The sequence below is a fragment of the Paenibacillus graminis genome, from assembly GCF_000758705.1.
GTDB lineage: Bacteria > Bacillota > Bacilli > Paenibacillales > Paenibacillaceae > Paenibacillus_AQ > Paenibacillus_AQ graminis.
On sequence record NZ_CP009287.1, the window covers coordinates 5,099,510 to 5,122,117 of the forward strand.

The following is a 22,608-nucleotide window of genomic DNA, read 5'->3' on the forward strand; positions in this document are numbered from 1 at the left end:
TTACATCTTATCCTTTAATTCCTGTTGTGGCAATCCCTTCAACGAAATACTTCTGAAGGAACATGAAGACGATGGTTGCCGGAAGTATAGATACCAGTGACATAGCAAGCAGCTGGCCCCACTCTGCTGCAGATTGCGAGTCATTGATCATACGCAGCGCGAGTCCGACCGTATACTTGTCCACGCTGTTGATGTACAGGAGATGACCGAGGAAATCGTCCCAATTCCACAGGAAGCAGAAGATCGTCACGGTAACGATCGCCGGAAAGGCCAGCGGCATAACGACTCTCCAGAAGATACCGAACCAGGAGCAGCCGTCAATTTTGGCCGATTCGTCAAGCTCTCTCGGAACGCCGCGTATAAATTGAATCAGCAGGAAGACGAAGAAGCTGCCGCCTGCCCCTGTAGCAAGCAAATGCGGAACAATGAACGGCAAGTACGTGTTCACCCAGCCCAGTTGATGGAACAGCGCATATTGAGGGATGATCAGCACTTGTCCAGGCATCATTAAGGTCAGCATCAGGATGGAGAACCAGAAGTTCTTGAGCGGAAAATCCAATCTCGCAAAACCGAAGGCAACCAGAGTACAGGATAGCAGCGTTGCGATGATTACCGCGAACTCTAGTCCGAAGGTATTGAGATAGAAATCCGTAAACGTGTGTCCGGGAACCGAAGTCCAGCCTTTGGTAAAGTTGCTCCATTGCGGAGAGGCCGGGAAAATCGACGGCGAGCCCAGCTCCGTGCTGTGCTTCAGTGAAGCACCGACCCACCAGAGAACCGGATAAACCATAATGAGGCTGAAGAGAATCATGAACAGATGACGGAATGCCGGCTTCCATTTTAGTGTTGTCATTTACGTTTTTTCCCTCCCGTGTCTGTTTCATAGAATACCCAATACTTCGAGGTGTAAGAGATCAGAACCGTTGCAGCAATAATGGCGATCAGCATAATCCAGGCCAGTGCCGAAGCATAACCCAGCTCATAACGGCTGAATGCCCGTTCATACAAGTACATTGCGTACACATAAGTGGAGTTCATCGGCCCGCCGTTTGTGATCACAAAGGCGGAAGTGAACATTTGGAAAGCGCCGATGACGGCCATGATCAGGTTGAAATAGAGGATCGGTGAAAGCATCGGCAGTGTGATTTTGAAGAATTGAGTGACTTTATTGGCCCCATCCACAGAGGATGCTTCGTACAGGTCATTTGGAATCTGCTTCAGACCCGCCAGAAAAATAACCATGGTGGAACCGAATTGCCAGACTGTCAGCAGAATCAGCGTGCTGAGCGCCGTGTCGGGACTTGTAATCCAGCCCTTCCCTTCAATGCCAAAGACGCCAATCAGTTTGTTAAAGATCCCGTCTACCCCAAAAATGTTGCGCCAGAGCAGCGATACCCCGATACTCCCTCCGATAAGGGATGGAAAATAAATCGCCGTGCGGTAGAAGCTTATTCCTTTTACAGCCCTGCTGAGAATGATAGCAACGAAGAGAGCGGCTATGAGCTTCAATGGTACGGAAGCCAGCACGTACATGAAGGTTACCTTAGCGGATTGAATGAATTTGGGGTCCGCTGTAAAGATACGCTCATAATTGCGGGTCCCGATCCACTTCATCGGCTGCAGCAAAGTGTAGTCGGTGAAGGAATAGTACAATGATAAGAATAATGGATACGCCGTAAGCGCTAGAAATCCGATCAGCCAAGGCGAAATAAACAAATAGCCTGCAAGCGGAGCGTTCCATCTGCTTCGGAAGTATGAGCTTTTTTTCGTCTTGGCAGCAGATTGGGCTATAGCGGCTGTGGAACGGTTCATCTGTGGTCACCTCTTGTGGTCAATTTTTATACCTTAAGTATATAATCCGCCCACCCCCCGCTAAAGGAGAGGAATGCTCGAATTCTTTCAAAATATAACGATAAAAAAAGAAGCGGTATTCACCGCTTCTGCCACAGTGCATTAATAGATGGTTCTTCCCCATTGATCAGCAATTCCGCTCTTCCGGAGAAAATACGTATTGATTCGGTCCCGCCACTCTTTGGCATGCTCAGCCTGTTCCGCAAGACGGTCCGCAACCTGCCGGTATGCCTGTTCACCCACCTGGTCCTTCACAAGCTCCCAGGCGGCTGCCAGCTGGCTTGCCCGCTCCGCACCTGCAAAATGTGTATCATAAATGTGCTGAATCACGGTTTTGCCGGAATGGAGCACATGGGTATACGGGACATGGTGGAAAAAGAGCAGCAGCTCATCCGGACAGCTCTCAAGCGACTCGTACCGTTCCATGTTCGTACGGGCATATTGGGAGGTATACCCGGTTCCGGTTGCCGTGGTACGGTCCACACCAATACCATAACAGTCAGCGAAATGATAAGTCCCCCACATTGAATATTCATATCCATCCACATTAGGGCCGTAGTGATGGTCAGGGTTGACCATAAACCCGACGCCCAGGGGAGCTGTATACGATTCATAAATCTCCCAGGAGTTCATAAGGATGTCCAGTATGGTCTGAACAAGAAGTTCATTGGTGCCAAAGGTGAGCATGATCCATTCCAGAGCAATTTTCTCGGCAGACATCTGCGGATTCCAGGCCAGACGGCCGTAACCGAACAGATTCGCCTGGGCCAGCAGATGTCCCGTCCAGTTGGTGTCATTTCCAATATTGGAGACGGCGGCAAAACCGCTGTAGGCATTGCCGTGAACACTTCCATCCACAATGCGTTTGACCGAAGTTCCTTCTCCTTGGAGATGTGTATCAAAGTTTAGAATCTCCTTCCACTGGGGAACCAGATAACACACATGGCGCTGCTGTCCGGTATACTCCTGGGCAATCTGAAATTCAATGACTTGATTCGTCTGCGGCATGGCTCCAAGCAGCGGCGAGACAGGCTCCCTCACCTGAAAATCAATCGGTCCATTCTTCACCTGCAGGATGACATTATCCATGAAGCGTCCATCCAGCGGCTGGAAATGGTCATAGGCTGCCCGCGCCCGGTCCGTGGTCCGGTCGCGCCAGTCCTGCTTGCAGTTATACACGAAGCAGCGCCAGATGACGATGCCGCCATGCGGCTTCAGCGCTTCGGCCAGCATATTGGCGCCGTCTGCGTGATCTCGTCCATAAGTGAACGGTCCCGGCCGGTTCTCCGAATCAGCCTTGACCAGAAATCCTCCGAAATCAGGAATGGCTGCATATATTTCCGACGCTGCGGCCCGCCACCATTCCCGGACATCTGAATCGAGCGGATCTGCCGATGGCAGGCCGCCGATCTCCATCGTGCTGGCATAATTGACGCTCAGGAACAGCTTGATGGCATAGGCGCGGAAGATTGCGGCCAGCTTCGCTACATCCGGCAGGAATTCCGTTAACAGCCGGCTCTCCACCCGGTGGACATTCACGTTATTGATCGCGATGGCATTGATCCCGCTGGAGGCCAGCAGGCGGGCATAATCCTGGATACGCTGAAGATTGCCTGTTATCCGGTTATCTTCATAAAAAATAGATTTCCCGGCGTATCCCCGCTCCACACTCCCGTCCATATTGTCCCACTGGTTAATCATGCGCAGCTGATTGACGGGATTCTCTACAATACTTAATTGCCGTACAGAGCCGCCTGTTCCCATGATCCGCAGCAGGTGAAATACTCCATATAATATACCTGCGGATGTGACTGCTCCGATGGCAATATTGCCGGTAAGGCTGTCGGTTTGAATCGCATAACCCTCCGCTTTGACAGCACTGCTTACACCGGCGCTGAACAGTTCATCTATCCCAGTGCCGGTTCCGAAGATTCCTATTATTATACCGGGAGCACTCTCGTTATCACCTGATATGGACACCTTGGTGCCCGTGATCCCCTCCATGCCTTGAGCCAACTCGTCCACAGCAGAACGAATAACAGCACCCTCCTGCGCATCAACTACAATATGTTTGTACACCGCATATTGATCAACATTCACCCCCGCCGTATTCCGGCGGTACTGCTGCCAGGCCAGATATCCGTCTCCAGGGTGATACAACACAGAATTACTCATCAATAAGTCCTCCCTATGCCAAGTCAAATTCAAGGCCCGGAACAAGGCTTGTTCCGGGCTTCGTCCCTTGAATTATTTTTCGTAAGATTGTGCTGCTTCTTTCAACTGCTCGTAGGCTTTCTCCGGTGTGACTTTTCCAAAGCTAAGCTGATCCCGGACAAGCACCCAGTCCTTATCAATAAAGTTCGTCCAGCCTCCTGCTCCGGCGGACCAGGTCTGACCATCCTTTTCAGTGGCACGGAGGAGTTCTAATCCAACCTTGTCCAGATCGCTCATGCTTGCTTCCAGGGAAGTGGAAATTTCCTTATTAGCCGGCAGGCCGCGGAACGTCTGCAGAATTTTGCCCGCCTCCTGATCATTCACAAACCAGTTGATGAATTTTTTAGCTTCTTCGGCATGTTTGGAATTTTTGGAGACAGACAGGTACATCGACGGTTTTAACCATCCGCCTGCTTCTTCTGCACGCGGCATGGTTACAAGTGCGTAAGCGCCTGGTTTAATACTGTCCCATGTACCCAGGTTGTTGGAGAAGCTGTACCGGAACAAAACTTTGCCCGCTGCCAGCAAGTCCATTTGCGGATCATTTTCCTTGTCGGATGCGTTTACGTCCGCCGGAGGAACCAGCCCTTCCTTGCGCAGCTCTTCAAATTTCTTGGTCCATTCCAAGTAAGCAGCCTGATCTACGTTGAAGTGACCATCATCCGTGATCACCTGGCCTTTACCTTTGGCGTATTGGTAGGCCGAATACATAAAGTAGTTGCCTGCATAATCCAAGGTGAAATATTGTCCGTTTGGCAGTTTGGATTTGGATTCCTTGGCTAAAGCGAAGAAATCGTCCCAAGTCCAGCCATTGGCCGGATTTGCAATCCCGAGCTTATCCATCGCGGCTTTGTCATATACCATTCCGAACGCTACCGAGCCCAGAGGAACCGCATATTGTTTGCCGTCAAGCTGGCCTCCGGCCAGTAATTTGGAGTCGAATTTGCTTACATCCACCTCAGGTGCCAGCTCCGCTAATTGCTTGCGGGACATCCAGTCCGGCACCCAGCCCGGATCAAGCTGAACGATATCCGGTGCGTTATTGGCCGCAGCTTGAGTCGATAATTTGTCCAAGTATCCATCCATACCGGAATACTCCGGCTCAAATGTAACATTCGGGTTGTTTTTGGTGTACAAGTCCAGCGCAGCCAGGGTTGCCTCGTGGCGCGGCTGGGAACCCCACCACATAATGCGCAGCTTAACCGGTTCATTGCTTGGTGCAGCCGTTGCGGCAGTATTATTGCCGGCAGGTTCAGCAGTAGGTTCTGCATTATTTTTTGTCCCGCCTCCACCGCATGCTGCCATCGTCCCCAGCAAGGCGGTCATGGCCAAGACTGTAAGAGAACGCTTCCATTTCAACATCTTTAACCCTCCAATTTAATCTGTATTGTCTTGCTACACCGTTATAGTAACAATTATATATAGAAGTTTATATGAGAGCGATGCACGATTTGTTTTAAAATCTCACGAAAATGTACTGTTCGGAAATTATGCAAAAAACCGGGGCGGAATTTCTCCATCCCCGGCTATTGCTTTTTCTATTGTATTAGGTTTGAATGTTGTGTAAGAAGAAGCTTTAATAGGCGCCATATTCAAAACAATCAAAATCTGCCGCATTGTCAGAAGCCGTGCCGTTACTCGTACAATACATTCCTATGCAGCAGCCCACAAACCCGCCTGCCGCCTCGGTACTCAAACTACTCGTATCCACATGTTCTGCAGCCAAATGATATTGATTTCCATCGGTGCTGTAATAGAAACTCAACCCCTGACCTCTCGCAGCCATCTTTAAATACAACCGCTGAGCATCAACATCTGCCTGCGCAATGTTCGTCTCCTGCCCGTTGATGCAGGTCACAACACGCAGGGCTTGCCTGCCGCCGTGCAATACGCGCTCGAACCGGATATGAAACTTATCATTTTGAATGACAGCAAGCCCTGCCGATTCATGGATGCTGCGCGCTTCAAACTCCATCACAGCGGCAGCCGTATAATCAAAATGCTGTTGCCGCAAACAGACAAAGCTGAGATTATCTTGATCCTTGAACGTTTGAGGTTTTAGCTTTAGCCGCAAATATCCTTTACGTTCTGTCAATGAATATAAATCCGCCTGCGGATTTCTTAAGAACATCCATTTCAGTGCCAGCTTGTCACTGTCAAAATGGTCGCAGCGCAATTGCGGCTCCACCGGAACCGGCGTCAATCCTATGACCCCCTGCTCCTCCAGAATTCCCCGGCCCTCATTGACTACAGGCCATCCATCCTCCCAGATCACTGAAGCAAGGAACGTCTCCCGCCCCAAATTACTATAGCCGCCTCCATAAGGACGTGAAGCAAGCATCACCATAAACCATTGACCGTCTTCAGCCTGAACCAGATCGGCATGCCCCACATTCATAATCGGATAATGCTTGCCCAGATGACGATGTGTAATGATCGGGTTGTTCGGATTCCCGGCATAGCCTTCTGTCAGATTCCGGCTGCGTGCAACGGTCACCGCATGATTCGGCCCTGTTCCTCCCTCGGCAATCATTAAATAATAGATGCCATCTTTCTTGTACAGATGCGGCCCTTCCGGCCAAATTACGTCTGTCATGGCGCCTCTCCAAAGGACATAGCTCTCACCTGCAAGCTCCATGCTCTCCAAGTTCAGTTCCTGAATCCATACTTCCCAGTTGCCGTCATAACGCACTCCAGTTGAATTAGGCCTTGTCCCCAAATAATAAGCTCTCCCGTCATCCTCAAAGAAAATCGTGGGGTCAATCCCTACCGCGCCTTGAATAAAATAGGGCTCCGACCATGGCCCGGCGGGATCGGTTGCTGTAACAACGAAATTCCCCCCATGGGTTACATTAGTCGTAATCATATAGAACTTGCCCTCATGATAACGTATCGTTGGGGCAAATATCCCCTGGGAGTGCCCGGCTCCCTGTAAGTTCAATTGTGAAGGGCGGTCCAGCACATTGCCAATCTGTTTCCAATTCACAAGATCACGGCTATGGAAAATCGGCACACCCGGAAAATAGGCAAAGGTCGATGTCACCAAATAATAATCTCCCCCGACCCGGCATACGGACGGGTCCGGATAAAAACCCGGCATAATCGGGTTTTTATAGGTGATTGAATTGTGCTTAACAGCAGTTGTCATTCTTGTACTCCTCCAATCCTATTTCCGATGTTGATTATTCGCAGAATCGCAATTTGCAACAGCGGGTATTTAGCTTTATTTAATAGATGATAGTGTTATAATTGGGATGTTTGCGGCTAGAGAGCTGGTTGGCGCAACTCTGCGTTAAAAATATGAACTTGATGCAAAGGATACAGGTACAGCCTATGAAGTCAATTTGTTATGGTTTCCGTGAGGGTTCAATTTGTAAAGGCAACGGCTATAAACCGCCAAATTTACATAAATGGGGCCCGGGTGTCCGCGATGTGTATGCCCTGCATTATATTGTAAGCGGAAAGGGCTATTTGAAGACATGCCATACAACCTTTCCTGTGGAAACAGGCGAAAGCTTCATTATTTTTCCGCATAGGGAAGTGTATTATTATCCTGATCCACAAGACCCTTGGGAGTACTATTGGATTGAATTTAATAACTGTGCTGAGACCTCACGCCTCTTGTCGATGATTGATTTTGCACCCGGTTCTCCGGTCGTGCAGGCATGTCCGCAAGATTTCCGGCCATTGTTTCATTTGGTCAAAACCGCCGGAATGGAGCCGTTCGAAAGAGAGCGTTCGGATGCAGGGCTGCATCTTTTATTGTCATACTACATGGAGCATTACCCCAGTGACAAAGCTTTTCTCAAAAAAGACTACGTATTATCCGCAAGGGAATTTATTGAAAGCAACTTTTGGAAGCCTTCATTATCCGTTCTGGACGTAGTGGAATTTGTGAAGATTGAGCGCAGCTACTTGTTCCGGCTGTTTAAAGAAGCAACCGGCACATCCATTTCCGGCTACCTGACCGCATTCAGGATACAGCGTGCCTGCGAATTACTGAAAACTTCCCAGTTGTCTGTGAAATCGTTAGCCTACTCGGTTGGCTACCAGGACCCGATGTATTTTTCAAAGGTATTCAAAAAAGTAACCTCGTCTACTCCGTCGGAATATAAAAAAGCATTCAACACCGGAAGTACTGAGTAAGAATCCCTGAGGCGGGCAATAAGCCAAGCTATAACGGTAGTACGCCTTAACGAAACAGCACACAATTCCCGGATTTGCGGAAATATTGAATCAATTGCTCAATAGGCTCGCGTCCGCATTTCAGTTGTTCCCCAAGACAGTCTATACACAGGAAGTCTTGCGCATTGCGCGTAACAAGCTTCAGGTAAATTGCCACATCATCCGTCATCAGAGGAACACCGCATGTTCTGCATGTTCTGCCTGTTCTGTTCATGTTCACGCTCTGCTTTAGACCAGTTTGGCCCGTACAATCAGACAATCGTGAGCCGGAACTACAGGAGCGTATCTTTCTCTGAACACGCCGATTTCTTTGTGCTCCCAGCAGTCATACAGTGACAGCGATTTGCCGGAAGCATAGGGAAGTCCAAAATCCCAGAATTGGAGCGACATTTCCCTCTGGCCGTCACTCAGATTGAAGAACCCTATCGCCAGATCTCCGTCCGTTAACACTTTTACCAGCATAAACACATCATCCGCATGAAACCACTGCGGTTCCGGCTTGATGCGATAAGCCCCGCGGCCTTCCACATCCTGATTCATCGCAATCAAGTCCGGGTTCATCAGAATATCCCTGGTGGCCTGGTTGGCTCTGCGGATGTCGCTGCCAATCATCAGCGGTGACCCCATCATGCTCCATAATGAAAAATGGGTCTTGTACTCCACATCACTGCAGCCGCCGATTTGGCTTCCGATAAAGTCGCTGTTGCTGCCTCCATACATCCCGACAACCAGCATGTCCAGATCATTATGGCAGTAGGCTCCTGTATAGCACGCTTTATCAAGCTGCGACAAAGCCAGGCTTTTGATGGAATCCCAGCTATCCTGAATATCCCCTGTGGACCGGTACATATGCGCGCCGGATTCACGAATCCAATGATACACATTATCCTCGCCCCAATTGCACGCGGAGAACAGAATGTCTCTTCCGCAGTTTTTCAGTGCCAGACTCATGCGTTTGTACAGCAGTTCCCCTGACATATGTCTGGGCTTAAAGCAGTAATCATACTTTAAAAAATCGACGCCCCATTCCGCCAGTGATGCCGCATCCTGAAATTCATGCTCAAAGCTCCCCGGATATCCTGCGCAGGTATGTGTCCCTACACAAGAATACATCCCGAATTTCAATCCTCTGGAGTGAATATAATCTGCAAGCGCCTTCATTCCGCCCGGGAATTTTGCCGGATCGGCGACCAGCTTCCCCTCCTCGTCCCTGTCCTTCAGGCTCCAGCAGTCATCGATAACAATGTACTCATAACCTGCATCCTTGTACCCCTCTGCAACCAGCGTATCGGCGGCTTCCCGAATAAGCTGCTCATTAATATCCCAAGTAAAGGTGTTCCATGAATTCCATCCCATTGGGGGCCTCAAACCAAGTTGTTGTTTGTTCATACCATGATTCATCCTTTCGTGTTACCCCAAGATTAGATGCAAGAACAAATGCCCGTATTCTTAGTGTATTTAATCATACACGACTCCTTGAATCTATAGCGTGACGTTGCTTTCATATCGACATTTGTTGCATTTTGCGTAAAAAAGATCAATTTCCCCCACTGTGCTTCACCGAAACTCAGCCTATGTGGACAATGGGCAGCTAATTGGGGGACCTACCTGCTCCCACAAAAAAGTTGGACCGCGATGGTGATGGAGTCGCGTGTGAATAAAAAGGCCCCAGGATGATCTCCTGGGGTTTTGTTATGTTTATTGGATACTTCAACTGACCCAGCTCTCTTTATATATGGAATAACTTCATGAATTTCGATGCTAATGACGGAATCGATTACAATCAGTGCAAACGATTTATACTGGCGTAATTAGCTGCTTATGGTTGTAGCTTGTTCAACCTATGGTTAAATAGATAATCCTGTCGAATACATATGTTATTTCGTGTCGAATAATGGAATATTATGAGCATTATACAAAAATACGTTTAGTGACTATGATTCCCATTTATTCCGTGATATTCTTTCATTAATGCAAACGTTTGAACAGCCTAATCATTGAATCAGAGGAAAGCAGCAGAGTGAAAGGGCTTTAGGTGTTATTTCGTATCCACAGTTTGGGGATTCTCGGACTGAATGGAAATCATGCCATTGCTCTGAGTGATCTCGCAATATATTTAGCGGGCGTTTGCAAAGGAAAAAATATGGCCAATTGGTCCCGACAAAGGAGGGGGGCTTTGACAAATAATAAGTTTTTTGCATCTATACAAAAAGGAGCATGTCAAGTAGTTGAATATGCGAAATTATCCATAAAATGCACATGGTGAGAGCATAAGCTTATGTCTATTCCAATCAGCATTGGTGACATAGAATCACCTCCCGTTGTTTAGAGAATCAAGCAAAACTCAGACCTGGGTGCCCGTGGAAACCACCGACTTCAGCCTCGTCTTTAGCACTCATCTGCAAGCGTCCGACAATTGATGGGATGCTACTCCCCGGAACGTATGCGGCGGCGCAACCAACGGTTAGAACATGAGTGATGGATCACGGGTAGCAAGCCTGAGAAGATATAGCCGATTATTGACGATGGGGACATGGCCCATCTAGCGGCTAACGCTATGAAGTTATTAAAAAGCGCATGACAAAGAAGAACAGTAGTAACAAAGATGGATGATGGACCTCAGCTTCCTCATTCGAGGTGGAGCAGTGGAGCAAAGGTGAAACGGGTAAAGCGGAATGAGGAAGCTAAAGCTTTTCTTCAAGCCAAGGTCCCTGGTTCCGTTCCTCGCCCCTCGGGCTGCGGTACGGATTCGGTTCCCTCCAGTTAGGGCCCTAACTGGAAATTCAATTCGTTCCTGTTTAGCTGCCCGGATCAGCTGGAAAAAGAACGAAAAAATCTTACAATTACGATATATACGAGGAGAGAGAATATGTTGAAAAAGCAAACCATACTGCTGTCCCTGTTTCTATTGACAATTGTTTTTTTCGCAAGCTTTTTTTCTATACCTGCTCGCGCTGCGGATATCTCCTATCCGCGTAACTTAGCTCCAATCGGCACCATCACTGTAAGCGATACGTCGAGTCCTGACGGGGAAACCAAAGAAAATGCGTCGGATCGAAATTATTTCTCAAAATGGCTGGTGCTTTCGCCAACAGCTTGGATTCAGTACGAATTCCCAGGCCAATCCACATATGCTCTGAATTCTTACAAGATTACATCTGCTAACGATTACCCCGAGCGGGATCCTCAAGGCTGGACATTGGAGGCTTCCATCGACGGCGTGACTTGGACCGCTGTTGACAGCCGGCAGAATGAGAACTTTTCCTACCGGTTTCAATCAAAATCCTATTCATTTAGCAACGCGACTGCTTACAAGTATTACCGATTCAATTTCCAATGCCTAAGCGGGACTAGTGTGCAGCTGTCGGAAATTGAGTTGTTCGACGGATCGCAGGAAACCTATGCAAAGCCGAATCCACTCATTTCAGCAAGTGGGGAAACCCTCCCTGATCATGGCAAAGCCAATGCTTTTGACGGTACCAGCAATACAAGTTGGCTGACTCCGCAAAGCAGCGGATGGCTTCAATTTGATTTCGGACAACAGATCGTCATCGACGGTTATGCGTTTAGCGCTGCTAACAGTGCTCCGGACAGCGACCCGAAAATATGGGATTTGAAAGCTTCTACCGACAATGTGAATTGGATTACGATCGACTCCAGAAACAGCGAAGATTTCCGTTATCGGCACCAGCGCAACCACTATGTGCTGCCGATGAATCAAAAGGCGTATCGTTATTACCGCTTTGAATTGGACAATCATTCCGGCGACGCACTTCAAATCGGGGAGGTTGCGTTCAGTCGTCCAGATGACGCATGGCATACTGTTGCGCCTATTATCGACATGCACAATATGGATACGACCAACGGCTACTTATTTGATCAAGCCATTCCGGATCCGCAGAGCGATATCCTAGCCGTCATTCGTCAAGTTTGCAATACGCTATACGCAAGTCCGGCTGATGTACCGATTCGTCCGAGAACTCTGCATGTAACTATCAGTAATTATGATGGTGTAGCAAGTGTTAGCGGAAGTCCGACAGATGCGAATCTCTCGATAAGCTCCCGCTATCTTAAAAGTTATGCAGATTCCGGGAAACCGCTCCGTCAGGAGATTCTAGGTATCTTATATCATGAACTCACACATGTGTACCAGTTCGATGATCGAGGTACGCCGGATATCGGCTATATGATCGAAGGGATGGCCGATGCGGTACGTTTTGAGAATGGCTACCATGACCGGTACAGCATGACACCGGGAGGCACCTGGCATGACGGCTACGGAACGAGCGGCAACTTTTTTCGCTGGATCGATGAGAAGAAGCATACCGGATTTCTGCGTGAGCTGAACGCGAGCTTAAATCCGTTTGACGGCCAAACCTGGACACCGGCTGTGTTCCAGCAAATTACCGGAACTGACGTAGACACCTTGTGGAACGAATATCAAGTTTCCCTGGATAAAAGTCAGCCGACGGCACCGGGTGATCTTACAGCCACAAACACTACGGATACCACCGTCACATTATCCTGGTCTGCATCAACGGACAATCTAGGGATTGCCGGATATAATATCTATTCTAATGGCGTCAAAATCAGTACTACACAGTCAATCGGCTATAAGGTAAACGGACTTACAACCGGATCCGCATATACCTTTATGGTTAAAGCGGTGGATCATTCCGGAAATGAATCCTCAGCAAGCAACACGATAACCGTTATCGCCAAGGCCAGCAATACTGCTACAATTTATTACCGGAAAGGATTTGCTACCCCATACATTCATTATCAGCCTGATGGAGAACAGTGGACGGCCGCTCCAGGCGTAGCGATGGCGGATTCCGAGTACAACGGCTACAGTAAATCCACCATCACTTTGGGCAGCGCAACCGGGTTGACAGCTGCCTTTAATAACGGTTCAGGTATGTGGGATAACAACGGAGGTACTAATTATAAGTTCTTGGCCGGCGTATCAACATTCATTAATGGTACCATTACATCTGGCCTCCCGCATCCTGACGGTGTTACCATTGTAATCTCAGTTCCTGCTAACACACCGGCAAACGAGGATCTGTATCTCACTTCGAGTCTTACGGGCTGGAATACCGCAGATGCCAATTATAAGCTGACTCGAAACGCTGACGGTACCTACAGCATCAAGTTGAACGTTGCCGCCGGCACGAATATTCAATACAAAATCACCAGAGGTTCCTGGGCAACGGTGGAAGTAAACAGCAACGGAAGCGATATCGCAAACCGTTCATTGACTACAACAGCTGGAGCTTCTACCGTTTCAATCAGCGTTCAGCGCTGGAAAGACAAATAAGAACACCCTAAGTGGAAAAAGGGTAACTAATTTAGCGTTTTTCGCTCCTCATGAGGTAATATGACCCAATTAAGCTCCATTTTTCCACTTAAATCTCATTATTTTCGATTTTCCGCAAAAATAAGTTCCCTTTTTCCAACTAGCCTTTGCGAAGAAGCGGGTGAGCAGGTGCTTGTTGGAAAAAGGATATTAAGACTGACTAATCCTTTAGCTTTATTGTTTCTTAGATATGGGTCAACGGAGACTAAGCAGCCATCCTGCCTCAACAACGGCATTTCTGCCGGTGTTTCCAGGCAATCCGGCTATGGCGAATGCGCTGATTACGGATTTCAGTATACATTTGCATGCCGATTATACGTCCGATCTTCTCAAGCAATGATTTTGATCTTGCACGTAAAGCGCTGATGTTACATGTAAGCGATTACTTAAAAGACCCTGTGGAACCGGCAGAACTGGCTAGAAGTCTGGAGGCAGTGAAACGGAAACTGGAATCTCCGAATAGCCCCTTTCCTTCTGCTCAAGCCGTACACAATGCTGTGGCAGGGAGAGTCCCCTCCTCCTCCAGCTCAATCATCGAAGAAATCAAGCTCTATGTGGAGAAGCAATTGCACCGGAATATTACACTTAAGCAGATTTCCGATGTACTGAACTTTAACTGTGCCTATCTCGGACAGAAATTCAAGCAGCATGAAAATATGTCCTTCAACGAATACCTGCTGCTGCGGCGCATGGAGGCGAAGCTGCTGCTGGAAACCACCGAAATGAAAATCTATGAGATAGCGGACGCCGTCGGTTATACGGAAATAGACTGGTTCTACAAAAAATTCAAAGAATACACGGGAACGAGCGCCAACGAATACCGCAAGCAATGCTTCATCACGGCCTGAACCGGAGGGCGGACTCCATCTATTGCAACATGCATTTGAGGCTTTAACGGCTGCGTGCCTTAAGCCGGGCATAGCAGCCGTCCGCCAAGCGTTAATATTTGATAAATATATATAATAATTGAAATTTTGAATTATTTCTGTTATTCAATTGCGGTTTCATCTAATAATAGATCAATAACTGATGAGGATCGGTCATTGTTTGAATACAGGCGATAATTTATTATAGTTGCATAGATATGAAAGCGCTAACATTCTAGAAGGTTATGGAAGGAGGAAGGCATACCGGCCAGGATGTACAAGGGTCTAGCAGCCCTGCTGAAAGTTTCAGTTATACAAATAGACAAAGGGGAGTGAAACGATGCGCAGCCACAGCATGAGAAGCAACTCTATACGAAAATTTCTTTATATTTCGCCCTTTATGGTTTTACTTGCTGTCTTTGCATACTATCCGCTCTATGGATGGGTGTATGCCTTCTTCGACTACATGCCGCCCATTCCGCTGTCACAAGCGCCGTTTGTCGGTCTCAAATGGTTTCGTTCCTTGGTAGAGAACCAGGTAAAGGTCGATCAACTGCTTCAGGTCATCAAAAATACGTTCGGCATGAGCGGGCTGAGTATACTGTTCTCTTGGCTTCCCATGATTTTTGCCATCTTCCTGACCGAGATCAAAGCTGTGCGTTTCCGCAAATTTATCCAGACCGTAACCACTCTTCCAAACTTTATCAGTTGGGTCCTCGTATATTCCCTGGCATTTACCATGTTCTCCAGTGAAGGTGTCGTCAACGGCTTTCTGAGCCAGCTGGGGCTTATCCAATCTCCTGTACTCTTTCTTCAGAACTCGGACCATGTCTGGATTACGATGTGGTTCTGGGCCACATGGAAGACATTGGGTTGGTCGGCTATTTTGTATATAGCAGCGATAATGAGCATTGATGAGTCCCTGTATGAAGCGGCTTATGTAGACGGTGCCACAAGAATGCAGGTCATCCGGCATGTGGTTTTGCCAAGTATGCTGCCGACTTATTTTGTGCTGCTGATGCTCCAGATTGCCAGCTTCCTGAACAATGGTCTGGAGCAATATTTCGTTTTCCAGAATGCCTTTAACAAAGACACTATACAGGTACTGGATTTATACGTATACAACCTTGCCATGGGCGGCGGCAGCTATTCCGTTTCCGTAGCGATCAGTATGCTGAAAAGCCTGATTAGCGTTGTGCTTCTCTTTTCTGTAAACGGGCTGTCTAAAATGTTAAGAGGAGAGGGCATCGTATGAGTGACAACCTGACAGGACTGACGCCGAATGCCGCAGACCATAACAGCCGCTTCTCCAAAAAAATCAAAATGCAGGTCAGTACAACCGACAAAATGATTTCAGCCATAATCTATATTGCGTTCACGCTCTTTGCCTTCATTTGTGTATACCCCTTTTACTCCATCATTATCAATACGATCAGTGCCAACGACCTCAGCGCCAAAGGCGAAATTGTGTTTTGGCCGAAGGGGATCCATTTCCAGAACTATGTTGATGTGTTTAAAATACCGGGGCTGTGGAATGCGTTTGTCATTTCCTTGGGTAGAACGGTAATCGGCACGCTTTTGACGGTCGGGGCCTCTGCCTTTTTGGGATTCATGTTTGCCCAGGAGGATATGTGGGGCAAAAAATTCTGGTACCGCTTTACCATTATTACGATGTTTTTTAATGCCGGGATTATCCCTTGGTATTTGACCATGAGATCCCTGCATCTGACCAACAATTTCCTGGCATACGTCCTGCCGTCCGTTGTAGCTCCATTCTTCATCATTCTGGTGAAGACGTTTGTGGAATCCACGCCGAAGGAATTGCAGCAGGCAGCCAGCATTGACGGTGCCGGAACTTTCACTATCTTTTACAAGGTGATCTTGCCCATCAGCAAACCGATATTGGCTACAGTCGCCATATTCTCGGCAGTGAACCAGTGGAACTCCTTTCAGGATACGCTGCTGCTGGTTACGGACAGCAAATTGTACAGTTTGCAGTTTATTCTGTATAACTACATCAATCAGGCCAGCTCTTTATCCACCATGGTCAACCTGCAAAATGCCGGATCAACCGCCATGGCCAGTCTGTCCACCAAGCAGACCACCACATCCATTCGTATGACCGTTACTATCATCGTTGTCGCACCTATTTTGCTGGTTTATCCGATTTTCCAAAGATTCTTTGTCAAAGGGATTATCATTGGTGCAGTCAAAGGTTAATTTGCACTATTGTGATACATTAATCATTTGGGGGGCTGTAAATGAATACACATCATAAGCTGGCCAAAAAATCTCTGCTGCTCTTTGGCACCATACTTCTTCTGGGAGCGACGGCACTCAGCGGATGCAGCGGCAATTCCAACAATGCCGCAGGGACAGCGGCAGGGACAGCAACCGGGTCAGCCGAGCCTGGTGCAGGCATCGATCACAGCAAACCGCTGACCATTACCGTATTCGACAATGCGGCCAATTACCAGGGAGAGCAGACCGGATGGTACGGAAAGCTGATTAAGGATAAGTTCAACATCACTCTAAATATTCTGTCTCCGCAGGTTGCCGGCGATCAGCTGTACAAGACAAGATCGGCCTCGGGAGATTTGGGAGACCTTCTTATTATTGAAAACAGCCAGTTGGAGGAATTGATTCCGGCGGGTATGATTATGGATCTCACGGACAAGATCAAGAATACAGAGTACCTGTCCAAATATGTAGACAATCACTTTAAGCCTTTCAATGCTGCATTCGAAAGCGTCAATAAGGACGGTAAAATTTATGCGCTGCCGACTTTTGTTTCGGACACTTCCCCAACCACCTTCTCGGAAGAAATCCCTTACTCCAGCCCGATTATGCCCTGGGATTATTACAAGGGGATAGGCTCTCCCAAGCTGAACAATCTGACGGATCTGATGAATGCCCTGAAGCAGATGCAGGAGAAGTATCCCAAGACACCGGACGGCAAACCCATTGTTCCGATTACCCTGTGGAAGGACTGGGACAACGGAAGTATGGAGAACGTTCGTTGGCTAAGCAACTGGTACGGTTATGAGCAGCCGAACGGAACCTCCACCCTTCAGTTGAATGCAAAGGGCGATATCGTTCCGCTCGTTGACGACAATAGTATGTACAAGAAAATCCTCCAATTCTATTATGACGCCAACAAAATGGGGCTGGTTGACCCTGACTCGCCGTCCCAGGATTGGAATAAAGTCTCTGAAAAGCTGACCAACAAGCAGGTTCTTCTCTTGTGGTACTCCTGGCAAAGAGGCTTCTACAACACCATTGAAAGAGGCAACCAAGGCGACGGCAATGTAGCCATTCCAATCGCCGATACCCATATTATCCAGAACAGCGATGCCTACTTCGGAAACGGAAGAGTATTTGCTATTGGTTCAAAAGCGAAGAGCCCGGAAAGAATCATGGAATTCATGGATTGGCTGGCCTCTCCCGAAGGTTTGCGCTACTACACCAATGGATTCGAAGGTTTCAACTATGAAAAGACTCCCGAAGGCAAATTTAAGCTGACTGAAGTAGGGCAAACCGCTTTCCAAGAGAATACCCCCGTTCCTGATGAGTACGGTGGCGGCGGATATCAAGATGGGCAGAGCAAGCTCAACACGATGATTATGAGTGATTTTGTCGTCGATCCGGAAACGAAAGAATTCTACAACAACACTTACTGGAGCTCAACCATAGAAGCGAACAAGACGGTTCTGACTACGGAGTGGCAGAAAGCGTATAACGCAACCACCCCGACAGAATACTATCAGAAAAACAATATGATCGATATCGTGCCAAATATTAATACAAGTCTCGGATCGGATTCATCGGATATCAAGAACAAACGCAGCCAGATCTCGGATTATGTCAAGAACACATCCTGGAAGATGATCTTCGCCAAGGATCAGGCAGAATTCGATCAGCTCTGGAACAAGCTGAAGTCCGACGTAGTTGGTCTCGGTTGGAATGATGTCCTTGCCGTGGACACGGAAAGAGCACAAAAAATCGTTAAAATGCGTGCCGATGCAGTGGCCAATAAATAAATCATTGCTACACTGAGCGCTTGTGCATATCCTGATCTAATCAAAGGGACGTTCCCAACAGCCATATCAGGTCTGTCGGGAACGTCCCCTTTTGGTCTTATAAGGCTGCAAGCAGCAGGTAGCCTGTAAGCAGCCAGCTAAAAAATGCGCCTGGAGAACTGGTACAGGCCGTTCTTCCAGATCGGCCAATCGTGGCCGCCGTTTTCCTCCGCCCAGATATGCGGCACAGCATGCTGCGCTAGATAGGCATGTGTCCGGTCACTGACATGCTTGAGGCTATCCAGATCCCCGCACGATAGCCAGAGCAGGCTGAGCAGTTCCGCGGTCTTCTGCGGTTCCGGCACCAGCAGCTCGGGCAGCTTCGTGTTGGGCGCCGGGGAGAACGCCCCGATCCAGGCGAACCGGTCCAGGTTATTCAGACCGATATTCAGGGACTGCCCTCCGCCCATCGATAACCCGGCAATGGCGCGGTGCGTCCGGTCTGTCAGGACCCGATAGTTCGCTTCAATATAAGGGATAAGATCATAGAGCAAATCCGATTCGAAGGTTTCGAACGCCTGCAGCTTGTCGGGAGCAAATGTATCACCTTCCGCGCGGTCATTCAGCATCGCCCGGCCGTTGGGAAGAACGACGATCATGGGCTTCAGCATTTGGTCGGCATACAGGTTGTCCAGGATGATCTGGGGCCGGCCATGATTGTACCATTCCATCTCGTCTCCGCCGATCCCGTGCAGCAGATATAACACACTGTATTCCTGTCCGGCGGAGGCGGAATAACCGGGCGGCATATACACCATTGCCTTCCGGGTGTTGCCTACCGTCGTGGAGGGATATTCTATAGTATGGATCGCCCCCCGGGCAATGCCTTCCCTCTCCTTGTCATATCCGGCCGGTGCCGTATGCATCTTATAATTCGGATGACTTTCGTTCATACCCGCTCATTCCTCTCTTGGCAATGAAGGAACCCCCGGCCTGAGTGAATGGTCAAGGGTTCCAACTGTTATTTTGGTGGCTTCGATTTGAAGGCTATAGCAGCCAAAGAAGAGTTTCCTCTGCTTAATTGGACGGATAGGGATTGATGGGTTGAATGGTGCCGTCCGGGTTATACTTCAGTTCTGTATATTTGACGCACCGCTTATGGTTAACACCGTCAGACAACGAGCAGTCATGATAGAACAGATACCATTTCTCTTCAAACTGTACAATGGAGTGATGCGTGGTCCAGCCGATCACGGGCGACAGAATTTCTCCCTTGAAGGTGAACGGGCCCATAGGCTGCTCACTGACGGCATATACCAGCGTATGCATTGTGCCTGTTGAGTAAGAAAGATAGTACAGACCGTTATATTTGTGGACCCATGGTCCTTCAAAATACCTCCGGTCCTCGTCGCCGGCAAGAATAGGGTTTCCTTCTATGTCTACAATGGAAATTTCCTGCGGCTGCTCCTCAAATGAGAGCATATCTTCACTCAGCACCGCCACACGCGGCCCGATCGCCGGCTTGTCCAAGGCAGGCCCTTCATGCCCGGGATTGAATTCTCCGGTCTGCCACTTCTCCAACTGCCCTCCCCAAAGTCCGCCAAAATACATATAGGCCCGGTTGTCTTCATCGACAAAGACAGCAGGGTCTATGCTGTAGCTCCCCGGAATATAATCGGGCTGTGCCTGAAACGGACCTGCCGGAGAAGGAGAAGTCGCCACGCCAATACGGAAAACGCCTTCCTTGTCACGGGCCGGAAAAAATAAATAATAGGTATTATTCTTGAAAGCCGCATCCGGCGCCCACAATTGCTGCGAGGCCCAGGGAACGTCTCTCAGATGAAGCGCCTCCCCATGATCCACCACCGGTGAAGCCAGATTCTCCATCGATAAAATATGGTAATCTTCCATAGCATATTGATCCCCGTTGTCATTGCTCGGTCCGTCATGATCCAGATCGTGGGAAGGATAGATATAAATTTTGCCTTCAAACACATGCGCAGACGGGTCTGCGGTATAGATATGAGTGACGAGCGGTTGATTGGGCTTTGGAATTGAATTCATGTTGCATCTCCTTTTTTGTTATCGCATATTCTATCCTGAAATAACGATGCAGTTCATACGACATTGTTATGGAAGCCTCGAATTTGGCGAAGCCAAATGGAGGGCCTTCTCCGAGATTTCATCGTCTGAAGTGCCGCCAATGGACGGTATGAATGTCTATTTAATCTATCCCGCGGTTTAGCCTACGGTTACTTCAATGGATACCTTTTTCAGCTCCTGGTTCAGATCTTTATCCTCTGTCAGATCCAGGACCGGCACACCGTCAATGTCAAAATGCACGCGGCGCAGGCCGGAGCTTCTCGGTCCGTCAATTCCCGGTCTTGCGTGGTAGGCGTTCCAAATGACCCCATCCTCGTCTGTCACATAGGAATTGTGGCCCGGGCCATATTCCCCCGGCACACTTCTGGAGGTCAGCAGCGGATAGTTCCCTTTGGTCCAGCTGCGGATATCCAGCAAATCCGCACCCTTGGCGGCTGTCAAGAGACCCACAACATAGGTTGCATCCACCGCAGCGCTGGCAAAGGTCAAAAATAATTTGTCAGCGGTGTAGAGGGCGAACGGCCCTTCATCCACAAAGGTATGATTATTGGCCCAGCCATAATCGGGTTTGGTCAGAAGCACCGGATCACTGGTCAGCTTCCACGGCTCCTGCGGGTCGATTGTTGCGATATAGATCCAAGCTCCAAGATCGACAGGCACGAACTGGCGCTCCGACCATGCGGCGTAATACTCTCCGTTCCATTGAATTACGGTCATATCAAGTGAAATGGTCTTCCCGGCTTCGCACAGATACGTACCGTCTTTCTTCACCACACGCCGGGGCATCGACCAATCGGCAGCGCACATCGGATTTCCGCCTGCCTGCAGCTTCATGACATGTGACTCTTCATACAGAAATTCCCCCGGTGTTGCCGCATGAAAGATATACAACTCATCCTTAATGATATGAAATTCCGGCGCCCACAGCAGCCCGCCGATCTGCTCATAGGTATTTGAATCCAGGATCAATGCTTCCCCGGCATTTGCCAGACCCGGGATGGTATCGGCTTCCCGCATATATAACGTGTGATTTTGGTCCGCATCGTTGGTGGCAATGAAATAATACTTTCCTTTCCATTTCGCAATGCAAGGGTCCGCACGGTCGAACGCAACCGGAAACGGGTAATGCTCCTGATGGACTTCACCGGAAATTCTGTAGGTTCCTGCCTTGTCCCAATGGATTTCGTCGGTGTTCCAATTCACCCTTTTCAGTGCTTTGGTGCCGTCACTGTACAGGGCCGTGGCCCGGATGGCTTTTACATCCTCTTCAGAAGCCGCTGTTACGCGGTCCGGGATTTCAATGGCAATGTTGGCCGGAACTGTAAGCTTGCAGTAGAGCCTGCGGGCTGTTTCCTTAGGTACCGTGATGTAGTTGCGCGGCAGAATCCCCTCAATATCGGCAAGCACTGGCTCCAGTGTAAAGGGCTGGGCCGCTTCCGGAGCCGAGATATCCTTCAAGCTCATAATATCGGCTATAAAATTCTGATACCCGTTACCCAGCTCATCGATCCAGCGGATCAGGTAACCCTTCCGGCCGGTATCATACTCACAGGCGACATCGCTTACAAAGGTATCTGCCTTAAGCTCCAGCAGTCCAACTTCGCTATACTGCAGCAAATCACCGGAAGAGAACAGCAGCACCTTTCCCTTGCTCTCTGCATCGGCTTCGCCTTCTGCCTCCGTACGAACGGCGATCACCCCGAAATTCCCTTCAGCGGTATGAAACAGGTACGGATTCTTCAAGCTCTTGGCCCGGAGTGTACCCTCCTCATTCTCTGTCGCCTTGGCGAATAACACCCCAGAATTATGATTCAATTCCTGAAATAAAAGCCCGTCATTGCTGTAAGCCAAATGCATACTGTGCGCCAGCTTCGGAGCGTATACCATGTCCTCCTGCGGTAACCGGGTATAACAAAGGATATAATTCCGGTCTTCGTATTGTTGTGGTATCATAAGACCAATGACCTTCCTTCATATTGATAATTTCTAATAACTGAAAACTTGTATTTCA

Annotated in this window: 17 protein-coding genes; 7 read left to right on the forward strand and 10 right to left on the reverse strand. The window is 48.7% G+C overall.

Going from position 1 to position 22,608, the window contains the following annotated elements:
- Positions 1-7: 7 nt before the first annotated feature.
- From PGRAT_RS21970 to PGRAT_RS21990, 5 genes are all read right to left on the reverse strand, one after another.
- The gene (locus PGRAT_RS21970; RefSeq protein ID WP_025706318.1) at positions 8-853 is read right to left on the reverse strand and encodes a carbohydrate ABC transporter permease; all 846 of its coding nucleotides are present in this window, start codon (positions 851-853) and stop codon (positions 8-10) included.
- Complete coding sequence (locus PGRAT_RS21975; RefSeq protein WP_025706319.1) at positions 850-1,812, reverse strand: carbohydrate ABC transporter permease; 963 nt, start codon at positions 1,810-1,812, stop codon at positions 850-852. Before PGRAT_RS21975 ends, PGRAT_RS21970 begins: the two co-directional genes overlap by 4 nt.
- A gap of 141 nt (positions 1,813-1,953) precedes the next feature.
- Entirely contained in the window at positions 1,954-4,026 is a 2,073-nt protein-coding gene (locus PGRAT_RS21980; protein ID WP_025706320.1) for an alpha-glucuronidase family glycosyl hydrolase, read from the reverse strand.
- 72 nt (positions 4,027-4,098) lie between these two features.
- Entirely contained in the window at positions 4,099-5,427 is a 1,329-nt protein-coding gene (locus tag PGRAT_RS21985) for an ABC transporter substrate-binding protein (RefSeq protein ID WP_025706321.1), read from the reverse strand.
- A gap of 214 nt (positions 5,428-5,641) precedes the next feature.
- A complete protein-coding gene (locus PGRAT_RS21990) occupies positions 5,642-7,213 on the reverse strand; it encodes a glycoside hydrolase family 43 protein (protein ID WP_042267241.1) in 1,572 nt (523 codons plus the stop codon).
- 185 nt (positions 7,214-7,398) lie between these two features.
- On the opposite strand from PGRAT_RS21990, the gene PGRAT_RS21995 reads away from it, so the two are divergent.
- Complete coding sequence (locus PGRAT_RS21995) at positions 7,399-8,211, forward strand: helix-turn-helix domain-containing protein (RefSeq protein ID WP_025708009.1); 813 nt, start codon at positions 7,399-7,401, stop codon at positions 8,209-8,211.
- A gap of 46 nt (positions 8,212-8,257) precedes the next feature.
- Here the strand turns inward: PGRAT_RS21995 and PGRAT_RS22000 are convergent, their stop codons facing one another.
- Both PGRAT_RS22000 and PGRAT_RS22005 read right to left on the reverse strand, forming a co-directional pair.
- On the reverse strand, positions 8,258-8,464 hold the full coding sequence (locus PGRAT_RS22000) for a hypothetical protein (RefSeq protein WP_025708010.1): 207 nt from the start codon (positions 8,462-8,464) through the stop codon (positions 8,258-8,260).
- A 14-nt stretch (positions 8,465-8,478) separates the two neighbouring features.
- Positions 8,479-9,639, reverse strand: a complete 1,161-nt coding sequence (locus PGRAT_RS22005; protein WP_025708011.1) for a glycoside hydrolase family 27 protein — start codon at positions 9,637-9,639, stop codon at positions 8,479-8,481.
- Between the two features lie 206 nt (positions 9,640-9,845).
- On the opposite strand from PGRAT_RS22005, the gene PGRAT_RS34960 reads away from it, so the two are divergent.
- From PGRAT_RS34960 to PGRAT_RS22030, 6 genes are all read left to right on the forward strand, one after another.
- Entirely contained in the window at positions 9,846-9,911 is a 66-nt protein-coding gene (locus PGRAT_RS34960; RefSeq protein WP_081758960.1) for an excalibur calcium-binding domain-containing protein, read from the forward strand.
- Positions 9,912-11,119: 1,208 nt separating this feature from the next.
- Positions 11,120-13,570 (forward strand): basic secretory protein-like protein, encoded by a 2,451-nt coding sequence (locus PGRAT_RS31775; RefSeq protein ID WP_025708012.1) that lies wholly within the window; start codon positions 11,120-11,122, stop codon positions 13,568-13,570.
- Positions 13,571-13,914: 344 nt separating this feature from the next.
- Positions 13,915-14,457 (forward strand): response regulator transcription factor, encoded by a 543-nt coding sequence (locus PGRAT_RS22015; RefSeq protein ID WP_025708013.1) that lies wholly within the window; start codon positions 13,915-13,917, stop codon positions 14,455-14,457.
- Between the two features lie 358 nt (positions 14,458-14,815).
- Positions 14,816-15,730, forward strand: coding sequence for an ABC transporter permease subunit (locus PGRAT_RS22020; RefSeq protein ID WP_025708014.1), 915 nt, complete (start codon positions 14,816-14,818; stop codon positions 15,728-15,730).
- Positions 15,727-16,695 carry a carbohydrate ABC transporter permease gene (locus PGRAT_RS22025; RefSeq protein ID WP_025708015.1) on the forward strand — a complete coding sequence of 323 codons (969 nt, stop codon included), beginning with the start codon at positions 15,727-15,729 and terminating at the stop codon, positions 16,693-16,695. The genes PGRAT_RS22020 and PGRAT_RS22025 overlap by 4 nt, the downstream gene beginning before the upstream one ends.
- 41 nt (positions 16,696-16,736) lie before the next feature.
- Complete coding sequence (locus PGRAT_RS22030) at positions 16,737-18,515, forward strand: type 2 periplasmic-binding domain-containing protein (RefSeq protein ID WP_025708016.1); 1,779 nt, start codon at positions 16,737-16,739, stop codon at positions 18,513-18,515.
- 137 nt (positions 18,516-18,652) lie between these two features.
- Here PGRAT_RS22030 and PGRAT_RS22035 read toward each other — a convergent pair whose 3' ends face one another.
- From PGRAT_RS22035 to PGRAT_RS22045, 3 genes are all read right to left on the reverse strand, one after another.
- On the reverse strand, positions 18,653-19,447 hold the full coding sequence (locus tag PGRAT_RS22035; RefSeq protein ID WP_025708017.1) for an alpha/beta hydrolase: 795 nt from the start codon (positions 19,445-19,447) through the stop codon (positions 18,653-18,655).
- A 124-nt stretch (positions 19,448-19,571) separates the two neighbouring features.
- On the reverse strand, positions 19,572-20,558 hold the full coding sequence (locus PGRAT_RS22040; RefSeq protein WP_025708018.1) for a glycoside hydrolase family 43 protein: 987 nt from the start codon (positions 20,556-20,558) through the stop codon (positions 19,572-19,574).
- Between the two features lie 177 nt (positions 20,559-20,735).
- Positions 20,736-22,550: a family 43 glycosylhydrolase gene (locus tag PGRAT_RS22045; protein ID WP_025708019.1), complete on the reverse strand. Its 1,815-nt coding sequence runs from the start codon at positions 22,548-22,550 to the stop codon at positions 20,736-20,738.
- Between the last annotated feature and the right edge of the window lie 58 nt (positions 22,551-22,608).